Raw genomic sequence first — 11,737 nt, 5'->3', positions numbered from 1 at the left:
CTTTCTTCTTCACGTTTCGATAACATGTTCATCCCCCACAGAATTGTGTTATTACCCTTATTATACAAAAAAGCTTGTAGACTTTGTCTACAAGCTGAAAGCACACACCTGTGTGCTTTTTCTTATTGACTAGTGATTGATTAATCGAATATCTTGGAAGGGATAAAACACGAATGATGTTGTCCCTTGAATATCACTCTTTGTAAAAAGACCTAAACCGTTGCGACTGTCCATTGAGTTTTGGCGGTTGTCACCCATGACAAAGTACTTTCCTTTAGGAACTGTAAGAGGACCGAAATCAGGTGTCAGCAAGGTGCCATCTGCGGCAGCTTTCTTTTTGTTTGATGCTAAATAAGGCTCTGCCACTTTTTGACCGTTCACATATAGCTGGTCATTTTTCATTTCGATTTTATCACCAGGTAAACCAATCAATCGTTTCACATAGTGAGTACTGCGGTCTTCCCCATCAAGAACGATGATCTGTCCGCGTTTATAATCGCCGAAGTAATCGACTGTTTTATTCACAAACACCCGCTCTGTATTATGCAGTGTCGGTTCCATAGAAGTCCCCTTTACAATATACGGTGCGAATAAAAAGTTACGAATGATAAAAACAGCAATAAATGCGATTAAGATGGCTTTGATCCAGCCCCATAATTCTGATTTCTTTTTTTGTGTTTTTGTATTTGTTGTCATAAGCTCCTCCTGAAATCCCCTAGGACAAAATGAGTTATCGCCAGCTGACCGCTGACGCCACGCTTGTTTCTCCCTAAATATAAACATATTTTGCCAACAAATCAAGCTGTAAGAGAGAAAAAGGCAAGCACCTTTCTGTGCTTGCCCAAAACTCAGTTAGTTAGCAGAAGAATCCGCTTCTGTCTCTTTGTTTGTTTTACCATAGAAATAATCAGATGGATTCACTGGTTTAAAATCAGATAGCTTATGGAATCGAAGAAGATCCCTGTATAGTACTTTATCTGACAAGCTTAACTGATTATCAACACGGGCTTTAATCGCTTCTGTCTTTTTGTTTTGTTTCACCACTTTACCCGTTTTTGTATCGTAGACCGTATTATCTACAAGGGTATATTTTGGTGTCACATAGTTTCCGTTACGGAATGCAACAGTTTGATCATGCTTCTTAGAGAATAAATCTGTTCCAAAATTCACGTACTCATTTGAATCAATACCTTGTAAGTGAAGAAGCGTCGGCATCACGTCTACTTCACCGCCATACGTATGATTCACGCCGCCTTGTTTCCCAGGGATCCGAATCATGAGCGGTACACGCTGATTTTGTGCATTTTGATATGGCGTAATTTCTTTCCCTTGAATCTCACTCATTGCACGGTTATGGTTCTCAGAAATACCGTTATGATCACCATATAATAGAATCACTGAGTCTTTATATAGACCTGATTTTTTCAAGTCCTTAAAGAATTGTTCTAATGACTCATCCAAGTATCTCGCTGTTTGGAAATAATTATCCACTGTTTTATCGCCAGTTGTTGCCTTAGCGATTGTCGCATCTTTCTCATCTAAATTAAATGGATAATGGTTGGTCAATGTCATTAAGTGTGCGTAAAATGGCTTTTTCATTGATTCTAACATTGGGATTGATTCTTTAAAGAATGGTTTATCCTTCAAACCCATGTTTACAAGGTTTTCTTCATCCATGTTGTAATAAGATGCATCGAAGAATTGATCAATTCCCATATGTTTATAAATCGTGTCACGGTTCCAGAAAGATTTATAATCCCCGTGAAGCACTGCACTCGTATAGCCTGCTTTTTGATCTAAGATGGCAGGAAGTGATTGGAAGGTATTTTCACCTTTTGTCACAAACGCTGCACCCTCTGGTAAGCCAAACATACTATTATCCATCATGAGCTCAGCATCAGAAGTCTTCCCTTGACCAGTCTGGTGGAAGAAGTTATCAAAATACGTAAAATCTTCTTTTCCATGAGCTAGTTTGTTTAAAAACGGCGTCACTTCTTCTCCATTTAACTTGTAGTCAATTAAAAATGACTGGAAGCTTTCTAAATGGATTTTGATGATGTTTTTCCCTTTAGCTTGACCAAAGTATTCTGCATTTGGTTTCGCATAGTGAGAAGTCGTATAGTTCACGACATCCGTTAAATCATCACTACTCGCATTTGCTACCTGCGTTGCATTTTGTGCAGTTTGCACGCCGTCATAAATCGCATAGTTATAAACACCTAAATATTTCACAATGTACTTATGATCAAATGTTCTCGTCAATAATTCTGGACGATCTTTTTCAGCTAAGTGTAGGTTAACGAAGAACAGTCCAACACCTGCAGCCACAATTAGCAGTGCGAAAGTTTTTTTCATTTGGAACTTCTTCACTTCTGGTCTCCAAATGACAATGGCAATTAAAATGATGATATCAAGGAAGTACAAAAGGTCATGCGGCTTAATACTTGCTAATACACCGCCAGTCATACCTCCCCCAAGATTACCGGCTTGTTTCATTGTCGGGAAGGTTAAAAAATCATCAAAGAAACGATAGTACGCTACATTCGCATATAAAAGTGCGGTCATAATAAAATCAATGACAATTAAAACAATGGCCGATTTACGCCCCTTCAAAAAGAGAGCAAGTCCTAAAAACACGATGGCTGAACTGAATGGATTTAATAAGAGAAGACCCTCTTGAAAAGATCCCTTCACTCCTAAATTAAAGTCCATTTTGTAGGCTGTGTACGATTTTGCCCAAAATAAAAGGACAGCCAAAACAAAAAAGCTATATTTGTTCGCAAATATTTTTTTCATAAAACCTCTTCTTTCTTATTTTCGATCTGATATAAATGAAATCATAAAAAATTTACATTGATTTTGCAAATGTAAATCTTCTGCACCAAGCATTCCGATGCTCTTTTCTCCGCAGGTTACATGTGCTCCTTTAATATAACGAATAAGAAGCATCATAAGTTTCAAAAAAAATACGAGTAAATAAAAGGAAAAATATCCATTTACATTAAATTTACTGCCACTTCATGTTTCAGAGAATGATGAAGGTTTTGTAAATCACTCAGTACTACTTTACTTTTTTCATCTAATCGTGTCAAAGTAATTATAAAGAAAAGGAAGAATCACCTAGGCTTTTCGACTCACTTAGCCAAATTTATACAAAATCCGAACCGATTTGCTTTTTTATTGTGACTCAACCTCCAGCAATCCATGTATCCTCTCTGTTGCCACAAACCTAAAAAACAGTTTTAAACAAAAAAAGCTTGATTTCCTCTGCCAATGTACGGTGTGATAAAGGTATAGCTCCATCAAATAAATCAAGCTGGGGGACATCCTATGAAATCAAACAAACAAATCAACATATTTGAACAAAGATTCTCAGAAGAAGTGATAGACATCATGGCTGTTACAGGACCTTCTGGAGTCGGCGCAGGAAAAGCAGGAAAAGAAACTCTTTGGACTGCTTCAATCCCACTCATTGCATGGAAGGAAAAAGACCGCATCATAACCGAAAAAGTGAGACTGTGCTGGTTAACAGATGAAAAGGGATTACGAGAAAAACAAGCGCAATTACATAAAGAATCTATCGTCACACTTCAAGTACGTAAAGGTGAAGGTGAATTTATGCTCGTTTCACTTGTTGATACAGATACTGAAGATAAGGAACTTCAAGAAATATTAGAAGAAGCTCAACAACCTATCTTTTACCACGATGACAAGCTGGGTACCTTTGAATTAGTGAAAGGACTAGACTTATTTGAAACAACCATCCAGTGGGGCAATGAGGAGTGCCTTCTTTACTTCAATCTTGAAGAAGAGGAAGAAATGAATGACTCTCTGAAAACGGCTAGACAACTCGTAGAAGAGCAGACAACATGGGATGCCTCCATGAAGTCATATGCAGCAAATCAGCTGCTTGAACTAGCAAAAGATTGGCAGGAACAAGACGACTCCGCTGAAAATTCAGAAGAGATCACACCGGATCAATTTATCAGCCGCATCTCTCTTGAAAGCGTCCATGCTTATCCAAATGGAGAATTCGAAGCCTACTATCATGACGGAGATTTATTTTGGGGACATGTCATCATTGTCTCTGGCAATATGAATGGAACGTTTCAAGATGCACACATTGCTGGCTAAAGAATGGAGGATAGATAAATGAAGATCAAAGCTTTTGACGAATTAAATCAACTAGGAAAAACACCTATTGTAGCCAAAATAGGCGGGTTTCGCCCTGATCCTTCTAAGTACAGCTGGTTTGCAGGTCATTTTTTCATCCAACGTGATAAAGGGTGGCCGGCAGATCAAGATGGAGCTATGATTCCCATTTTACAAATGTATTTACCCGAAGTACCAGGGGGAATGAACGGCTTTGATGAATGTAAGATGATTCAAATTTTCATCAACAAGAAAAACCTTCCGATCGATATCGCCAAAAACGGTGAGGGCTGGAAACTCATTGAATATTCATCAATGGAAGGATTAGAAATCGCTGAGACCCCTGAAGACGTGAAAGGAATGAAACCTTTCCAGATAGAGTGGCTCGAAGGGGAACAACCGGATTATCCATGCTGGGAGGAAGCTTGGTCATACGTTGACTTATCAGAGGTTAATGAAAGTGAAGAAGCGACAGATCATTTCTTCGAGTATTACTCAAACTACTCGTTCACAAAAATCGGTGGATACGGAGCTTACATCCAATCTCCTCCCCACCAGATGTCAGGAGAATTCATGCTGCAAATCGCCTCAGAAGAAAAACCTCGGTTCATGATTGGTGATAACGGCACGATGTATTTCTATTATGACAAAAACAATAAAGAATGGTTCATGCACTGGGATTGTTTTTAAAACCAACTGTATGGAACCATTCCCCTTTCTAATCGTAATAAACGATATGAAGGGGGCCGGTAATATGGGATTCATTTTAGACATCTTCAATCTTGCTCTGTATATCCCTTTTTTACAGGTAGATGAAGATGATATATCACGAAATGCAGCTCAGCTAAAAAAATACAGCTGGTTTCAAGCGTTATTAAGTGATCAAACGAGCAGAGAGCTGATCATTTATGATCAAGGAGTCCGCCGTGTAATTGGTCAATTTAAGACGAGTAAACTCCATAAGAAGCCATACAACATCAGATGCGAACGAAAGGTACAACAAGCCATACACCGTGCCATGTCAAAACACGGAAAGATCCGCACTTAGCTGTGGCTCTTTCCGTACAAATGTAGTAAATCCTTTTGAAGAAAACAATTGACGCTCGGACAACTCTCCCCGTATATTATGTATAAATCCATCTTTTTTTAGAAAAGGGGGCCTCACATGCGCTTGTTTAAGAACTGGAGAAAAAAGCAGCACAAACAGCCGATTACTTCAGATACGCAAGAAGACAGCATCCCAATTAATTTTTCTGCCCTTCCCTTTGGCACAGACACCGTAGATGATTTTTTGTTCAACTTAGACCTAACCTCCAAACTGATAGATCCATACAAAGAAGCAGACACGAACAAATAGAACCTCAACTTTCGTGAACCCTCATCCAATATTGGATGATTTTTTTATACTTAGAGGAAGGTGTCCCCCCTATGAAGACATATTATTTCGTCAGACACTGTCAAGCAGATGGACAATCCGAGGATGCGTCTTTAACGCCTCAAGGCATCACACAATCGCATGAACTCGCACAGTTTTTTTCCGACATTCAGCTCAACCAGATCATCTCAAGTCCTTATAAACGAGCGATTCAAACCGCTGAGCCCCTTGCTCATGCCAAGCAGATAAAGGTACAAATGGATAAGCGTCTCTCTGAACGTAGGTTAAGCAGTCAACCAATGGAAGATTGGTATGAAAAACTAAAGCTCAGTTTTTCGGACTTGCATATGACCTGTGAAGGCGGAGAGTCGAGCCAAGAAGCGATGAATCGTATTGTAGAGGCACTCTATGAACAAATAAACTTAGGAAGAGATCATACTTTATTCGCCACTCATGGCAATATTATGAGCCTGCTTCTAAAACACGCCGATCCTGCAATTGGATTCAAGGAGTGGGAACAACTAAGCAATCCTGATGTCTACATCCTGAAATATTTTAAAGCAGACCATGTAGAAATAGAAAGAATATGGCATAAATAAAAAAGGCAGGGTTGACCCCAGCCTTTTTCTTATGAAAAACAACTATTGATTATAGTAAAATGTCTGTACCCACTCATAGGGCTTCTTACGATCCGCACACCATTTCACAAAGCCTCTTGTCTCCGTCTGCTGAAATTCCTTCCAGTCCGATAAAAGTTGGTTATAGTAGACTGCTAGTTTTTCAACATTGGTTTGAACCTTTTTATCTTCGATCAGTTTCATGACATCTTGAATCCCTTGAATTCGCTCATGATCTTTCTCATAGGTACTTAAATAAAGATCTTCATGTATATGATGAAACGAATACCACAAAGCCGAGAAATAGGTTTCGCAAATTTGAACAATCACTCGCTGCTCTTTGCTGCCTCCCATCTCTAGTGCCTTCAATAAATAGGGCAGCCCTTCCCCCTGATGCACAAACAAGCCTTGCCAGCGATACGGTCTCACATCCATTGGATCAATATTTTCCCACTCTCGAATAACAGGATGGATCACCCCGTGTACCAATGGATACACAAGCAAATGATGACCATCCTCAAAACGTTCAATGTAATCAAACAGCCAAACAACAAATGAACGCCGTGCTGTAAATTCGTTCTTATTCATCTCTTCAACAAAAGACTGAAGAACCTTTAACGCATCTTTACGCAGCCCCTGTTCTTTCCTTACACAGTACTGTCTAAAAAGCGGATAATCATGTGATCGCTCATCTTCAATCATAGTCTGTAATATCGTCTTCATTTGCAAGATAACAACTCCGCCTCTTTACATTCATTTTATTGAACTATTATAACCAATTGTAACATCCACATGAAACTAGTAAAAAAATGAGTTGTCCTTTTTCTTTTATAAAACCCTTGGCATCCTCAAATCCATTCTTTTCTGTGTTCATGAATGAATTGTATGTCTTTTTGATAATGTTCAAGGTGCCCGTCATGAATCATTTTTTGAAAGGCTCTATCCCCTTCATTCGCTTTTCGCTTCATGTATTGACATAGACCTTCTAAACGCAGCAACACCATGTCCACATAATCTTCTGGTATTTCCTCACCATAAGCTTCAAAAAACAGTTTGACTCTATACTTTATATGGGCTGCATGCTCTAACGAATGATAATTTACGACCTCCCCTGTTACTGTACGAAAAAACCTACTGAGAGGGACACAAGTATAGAGAGTATATGCAATATCCCAAAGCCTTGGACCAGGGGCGGCTACATCAAAATCAATGATTCCCACTGGCTTTTTATTTTTGAAAATAATATTGTACATCGCAAAATCATTATGGCACACAACCTCTATGTTGTTAGGCGTATTGTCCATTCGTTCCCAATCGTCTGAAATGGGAAAATCACAAACAGCATCATGATACAGTCTAAGCATTTTCGCTATTTCTTTTAAAGCATTGTGAGAGCACATGTATTCTTTTAAGGGATCATGACCGGCCACCCCTTCAATGAAGGACAAGATCTCTCTACCTTTTTCATCAACCCCTAAAAATGTTGGAGCATAGGAGAAATTCTTTTTTTCTAAATGCTTTAGCAGCTTTTGTATATTCATATTGTCTGACTTTACCTCTCTGCGAACCGTATCTCCCGAACGATATACGTTGGAGACATTTCCACCTGTCAATAACTCTTCATGATCATTTTGTTTTTTCATAAATTCTCCCCCAAACTGGGTCACAATGATGATGCAAGCTAAAGATGTGCATGTACCCACAAATATTCATTTAGTTACACAAAGGTAATTCACTGTTTTATGTGAATGCGCCAATCCATTCTGTTTCCTTATATGGTTAAATGTATCGTACCAAATGTTGCAAATCATCTAAAGTTTATTCTGTTAAAAGTAGTACATGCTCATTCTGTTCTAATAGGATTCTATTTTCATCTAAATAACTCATTTAAACCACAAAAAAACGTTTCACCACGAGGGTAAAACGTTAGGTTCATGGTAAAAACCAAACTTTTAATAGATACCGGTGACCGGGGTCGAACCGGCACTCCGTGATAAATGATTTCAAAAAGGCAAGGTATACCTTCTGAAAGTAAAGCAGCCGTTAATGAAATAAGAATTAAAGTTCTTCTTGATATATTGCTGATTTAATCGGCTTTAAAGTCAAAGGAATTTTAAATTCATGAATACTCTCAATATGATGAAAAAAATGATCTATCTCGTCATAATCCATTGACCATTCTTCTACCACCTTTAACTTTTTTAACTCGCTTGTTGGTTTAAATAAAAATTCACAGTGCAGTTGTTCCATATGAGAATAATCATCTTCTTCATAAATTGTAAACTGACGTACAAAATCAAGATGAAATAATTCCTCTCCTGTAAAATCATAGACACCACACTGAAATAAAATTTCTTTATCTTCTTCGCCCTCAACGGTCTCCTTTGAAAAAGCCTTAAATGTTTCCCAAACCTTATTTATCTCACCGGTATCTTCACCGATGCTATCTTTAAGATAACTTTCAGCATTTTTAACCGTAATCATTACAACACCTCCTATGTACAATTGATCCAATCCATCTTCAATTGTCCTGCCCCTTTAGTTTAATCATAAGGTAACCATCAATAAAGTAAAAGTTAATCTCCTTTGAACACAATTTGAAGTAATTTTTTCGTGTGAAAAATCAGGTAAACAACAAATAAAAAAAGCCCTCCTACAATTTGTAGAAAGACGTTTTAAACGTTAATATTCCTTAATTCTTCTGTAATTGACGATAATAAAGAATATCTTAAACTAGATACCGGTGGCAGGGGTCGAACCGACACTCCAGAGGAACACGATTTTGAGTCGTACTTGAACGTCTGAACCCTTGAACCATTGGCATTATGCTATTTATTCAACATTTCTTAAAATAAAGATGCTAACAAATTAGATTTTGCATAGCATATTCCTTCTTTATACACTAATACATCCGATACATTACATGTTACCCGTTTCCCTTGTATATCCCAAGAATGAGATATTTCATCACGAACATACTCATAAGCAAGTTTTGTCTTTTCAATTTCAGTTTGAGCCGGATTAAAAAGTTCATCTTCATTAGACCTAATAATAGGATTAGTATAATTGACTTGGTTTAATTCAAGCAAATAATCTTATATTTTTTCACTTTCACATATCAAATGCATGAAATTCACCCTCCAATCGATAATTTTTTAACCAAGTTTTTTCATCATTGAAACAATTTTTATACTTAAACCATTTGGCTTATGTACAACTTCTTCATCGTAGATGCTATACCCCATTGAACTATACAATTTTATGTTTCTAGTCACGGTCATACGAACTTTGCAGAATATACTAGTTAATTCTTCTTGTACTGCAAAATTTTCTAAAAAGCTTAATAATTTTTTGGCAATACCATGACCCTGCATTTCTGGAATTACTGATAGTCTATAAAAATATAAACTATCTTCTTTTATTTTAAAGCGAACCATTCCAACTGGCTGATTATCAATATAACAAATTAAACTCCTCTCTCCGTCTTTTAAGGCAATTAAAACGGATTGCACAGTTTCCTCCAAAGCACTTGAAGGTGGCACTTCGTCTTTATACTCCAAAAATGCCTTTATCATTAAATCATATATTACCGATGTATCTGATAAATTAGCAAACCTTATCTCCAAATGTATCCCTCCTTTAACATTCTTGTTTAATGACAGATAAGCACACGATTATATGTACACGATATTTTTATAAGAATCGTATTGAAGATAAATAAAAAACGTTCCTTACAAAGTGTAAGAAACGTTGATTTCATCGTATTTACTACCGATGATATAGATACCGGTGGCCGGGGTCGAACCGGCACTCCGTGAGGAACACGATTTTGAGTCGTGCGCGTCTGCCAATTCCGCCACACCGGCATGATCATTAAAGAGCGCAACTTATAATAAATAAAAAATGGTGCCGAGGGCCGGACTTGAACCGGCACGGTAGTCACCTACCGCAGGATTTTAAGTCCTGTGTGTCTGCCAATTCCACCACCCCGGCAGTCTTTTCAAAAAAGGCGACACCCGGATTTGAACCGGGGATAAAGGTTTTGCAGACCTCTGCCTTACCACTTGGCTATGCCGCCATAATTGGAGCGGAAGACGGGATTCGAACCCGCGACCCCCACCTTGGCAAGGTGGTGTTCTACCACTGAACTACTTCCGCATATCAACTGGGCTAGCTGGATTCGAACCAACGCATGACGGAGTCAAAGTCCGTTGCCTTACCGCTTGGCTATAGCCCAATAATAAAATGGGGCGATTGATGGGAATCGAACCCACGAGTGCCAGAGCCACAATCTGGTGCGTTAACCACTTCGCCACAACCGCCATAGATGTTATGAATCATATAATTGGCAGGGGCAGTAGGAATCGAACCCACACCGGAGGTTTTGGAGACCTCTGTTCTACCGTTAAACTATGCCCCTATGAAAATAAAAATGGTGGAGGGGGGCGGATTCGAACCGCCGAACCCGGAGGGAGCGGATTTACAGTCCGCCGCGTTTAGCCACTTCGCTACCCCTCCACATTTGAAAAACAGTGCCGGCAAGAGGACTTGAACCCCCAACCTACTGATTACAAGTCAGTTGCTCTACCAATTGAGCTACACCGGCAAATAGTGGTGGCTCGGGACGGAATCGAACCGCCGACACACGGATTTTCAGTCCGTTGCTCTACCAACTGAGCTACCGAGCCAAGTATTCTTTTTAAAAAATGGCGGTCCGGACGGGACTCGAACCCGCGACCTCCTGCGTGACAGGCAGGCATTCTAACCAACTGAACTACCGGACCAATAAAGAGAAATTTGGTTGCGGGGGCAGGATTTGAACCTGCGACCTTCGGGTTATGAGCCCGACGAGCTACCGAACTGCTCCACCCCGCGACGATATAAAAGATATGGTGGAGGATGACGGGCTCGAACCGCCGACCCTCTGCTTGTAAGGCAGATGCTCTCCCAGCTGAGCTAATCCTCCGAATAAAATGCTGGTATGTATTTCTATAAAAATGGTGACCCGTACGGGATTCGAACCCGTGTTACCGCCGTGAAAGGGCGGTGTCTTAACCGCTTGACCAACGGGCCCTTTATTATGTAAATTGTGGCGGAGAGCAAGGGATTCGAACCCTTGAGACGGGGTTACCGCCTACACGATTTCCAATCGTGCTCCTTCGGCCACTCGGACAGCTCTCCAAATTGGCTCCGCAGGTAGGATTCGAACCTACGACCGATCGGTTAACAGCCGATAGCTCTACCACTGAGCTACTGCGGAATGAAGAAAGCCTGGCGATGTCCTACTCTCACAGGGGGAAACCCCCAACTACCATCGGCGCTGAAGAGCTTAACTTCCGTGTTCGGTATGGGAACGGGTGTGACCTCTTCGCCATCATCACCAGACAATTTAGTGACAAAAGATATTATACTATGTATTACAAATAAATCAAGAGATATTTCAAAAAATATTCTCTCAAAACTAGATAACAATGTTCATKYTTCACATTAGAATATAGGTTAAGTCCTCGATCTATTAGTATCTGTCAGCTCCACGTGTCACCACGCTTCCACCTCAGACCTATCAACCTGATCATCTTTCAGGGATCTTACT

The 11,737-nt window shown here is 39.5% G+C and carries 11 protein-coding genes, 16 tRNA genes and 2 rRNA genes; 5 read left to right on the top strand and 24 right to left on the bottom strand.

What is annotated here, in order from left to right:
- Positions 1-129: 129 nt before the first annotated feature.
- Positions 130-696, bottom strand: coding sequence for a signal peptidase I (gene lepB, locus ASG46_RS09575; protein ID WP_017360387.1), 567 nt, complete (start codon positions 694-696; stop codon positions 130-132).
- A gap of 156 nt (positions 697-852) precedes the next feature.
- Positions 853-2,796 (bottom strand): LTA synthase family protein, encoded by a 1,944-nt coding sequence (locus ASG46_RS09570; protein ID WP_007497007.1) that lies wholly within the window; start codon positions 2,794-2,796, stop codon positions 853-855.
- 534 nt (positions 2,797-3,330) lie between these two features.
- Here ASG46_RS09570 and ASG46_RS09565 point away from each other — a divergent pair.
- The 5 genes from ASG46_RS09565 (at position 3,331) to ASG46_RS09545 (ending at position 6,126) form a co-directional block, all read left to right on the top strand.
- Positions 3,331-4,134 (top strand): DUF2262 domain-containing protein, encoded by an 804-nt coding sequence (locus ASG46_RS09565; RefSeq protein ID WP_046343029.1) that lies wholly within the window; start codon positions 3,331-3,333, stop codon positions 4,132-4,134.
- A gap of 18 nt (positions 4,135-4,152) precedes the next feature.
- Positions 4,153-4,842 (top strand): DUF1963 domain-containing protein, encoded by a 690-nt coding sequence (locus ASG46_RS09560; protein WP_056704290.1) that lies wholly within the window; start codon positions 4,153-4,155, stop codon positions 4,840-4,842.
- Between the two features lie 64 nt (positions 4,843-4,906).
- Positions 4,907-5,200: a hypothetical protein gene (locus ASG46_RS09555; protein WP_024719925.1), complete on the top strand. Its 294-nt coding sequence runs from the start codon at positions 4,907-4,909 to the stop codon at positions 5,198-5,200.
- 117 nt (positions 5,201-5,317) lie between these two features.
- Positions 5,318-5,509 (top strand): hypothetical protein, encoded by a 192-nt coding sequence (locus ASG46_RS09550; RefSeq protein WP_045035292.1) that lies wholly within the window; start codon positions 5,318-5,320, stop codon positions 5,507-5,509.
- A gap of 71 nt (positions 5,510-5,580) precedes the next feature.
- On the top strand, positions 5,581-6,126 hold the full coding sequence (locus tag ASG46_RS09545) for a histidine phosphatase family protein (protein ID WP_056704288.1): 546 nt from the start codon (positions 5,581-5,583) through the stop codon (positions 6,124-6,126).
- Between the two features lie 42 nt (positions 6,127-6,168).
- Here the strand turns inward: ASG46_RS09545 and ASG46_RS09540 are convergent, their stop codons facing one another.
- From ASG46_RS09540 to ASG46_RS09435, 22 genes are all read right to left on the bottom strand, one after another.
- On the bottom strand, positions 6,169-6,873 hold the full coding sequence (locus tag ASG46_RS09540; RefSeq protein ID WP_048003255.1) for a hypothetical protein: 705 nt from the start codon (positions 6,871-6,873) through the stop codon (positions 6,169-6,171).
- A 119-nt stretch (positions 6,874-6,992) separates the two neighbouring features.
- Entirely contained in the window at positions 6,993-7,787 is a 795-nt protein-coding gene (locus ASG46_RS09535) for a phosphotransferase (protein WP_046343022.1), read from the bottom strand.
- A 415-nt stretch (positions 7,788-8,202) separates the two neighbouring features.
- Positions 8,203-8,628 (bottom strand): hypothetical protein, encoded by a 426-nt coding sequence (locus ASG46_RS09530; RefSeq protein ID WP_039962727.1) that lies wholly within the window; start codon positions 8,626-8,628, stop codon positions 8,203-8,205.
- Positions 8,629-9,299: 671 nt separating this feature from the next.
- Positions 9,300-9,770: a GNAT family N-acetyltransferase gene (locus tag ASG46_RS09525; RefSeq protein ID WP_019743953.1), complete on the bottom strand. Its 471-nt coding sequence runs from the start codon at positions 9,768-9,770 to the stop codon at positions 9,300-9,302.
- A 158-nt stretch (positions 9,771-9,928) separates the two neighbouring features.
- A tRNA-Leu gene (locus ASG46_RS09520) sits at positions 9,929-10,010 on the bottom strand.
- Positions 10,011-10,048: 38 nt separating this feature from the next.
- Positions 10,049-10,137: transfer RNA gene (locus ASG46_RS09515), tRNA-Leu, on the bottom strand.
- Between the two features lie 14 nt (positions 10,138-10,151).
- A tRNA-Cys gene (locus tag ASG46_RS09510) sits at positions 10,152-10,222 on the bottom strand.
- 5 nt (positions 10,223-10,227) lie between these two features.
- Positions 10,228-10,302, bottom strand: a tRNA-Gly gene (locus ASG46_RS09505).
- Positions 10,303-10,309: 7 nt separating this feature from the next.
- Positions 10,310-10,381: transfer RNA gene (locus ASG46_RS09500), tRNA-Gln, on the bottom strand.
- A 9-nt stretch (positions 10,382-10,390) separates the two neighbouring features.
- Positions 10,391-10,466, bottom strand: a tRNA-His gene (locus ASG46_RS09495).
- Positions 10,467-10,490: 24 nt separating this feature from the next.
- A tRNA-Trp gene (locus tag ASG46_RS09490) sits at positions 10,491-10,564 on the bottom strand.
- A gap of 13 nt (positions 10,565-10,577) precedes the next feature.
- Positions 10,578-10,662, bottom strand: a tRNA-Tyr gene (locus ASG46_RS09485).
- A 15-nt stretch (positions 10,663-10,677) separates the two neighbouring features.
- Positions 10,678-10,750 (bottom strand) — tRNA-Thr (locus ASG46_RS09480).
- Between the two features lie 6 nt (positions 10,751-10,756).
- Positions 10,757-10,832, bottom strand: a tRNA-Phe gene (locus ASG46_RS09475).
- 19 nt (positions 10,833-10,851) lie between these two features.
- Positions 10,852-10,928, bottom strand: a tRNA-Asp gene (locus tag ASG46_RS09470).
- A 14-nt stretch (positions 10,929-10,942) separates the two neighbouring features.
- Positions 10,943-11,019 (bottom strand) — tRNA-Met (locus ASG46_RS09465).
- A gap of 15 nt (positions 11,020-11,034) precedes the next feature.
- Positions 11,035-11,110: transfer RNA gene (locus ASG46_RS09460), tRNA-Val, on the bottom strand.
- 32 nt (positions 11,111-11,142) lie between these two features.
- A tRNA-Glu gene (locus ASG46_RS09455) sits at positions 11,143-11,217 on the bottom strand.
- A gap of 17 nt (positions 11,218-11,234) precedes the next feature.
- Positions 11,235-11,325 (bottom strand) — tRNA-Ser (locus ASG46_RS09450).
- Between the two features lie 4 nt (positions 11,326-11,329).
- Positions 11,330-11,404: transfer RNA gene (locus ASG46_RS09445), tRNA-Asn, on the bottom strand.
- Between the two features lie 9 nt (positions 11,405-11,413).
- A 5S ribosomal RNA gene (gene rrf / locus ASG46_RS09440) occupies positions 11,414-11,529 on the bottom strand.
- Positions 11,530-11,639: 110 nt separating this feature from the next.
- A 23S ribosomal RNA gene (locus ASG46_RS09435) occupies positions 11,640-11,737 on the bottom strand; the annotation flags it as partial.

This window comes from Bacillus sp. Leaf49, from assembly GCF_001426125.1.
Classification (GTDB): domain Bacteria; phylum Bacillota; class Bacilli; order Bacillales; family Bacillaceae; genus Bacillus; species Bacillus altitudinis.
The sequence above is the reverse complement of the archived record's forward strand: the minus strand, read 5'-3'. Positions and strand labels throughout refer to the sequence as shown.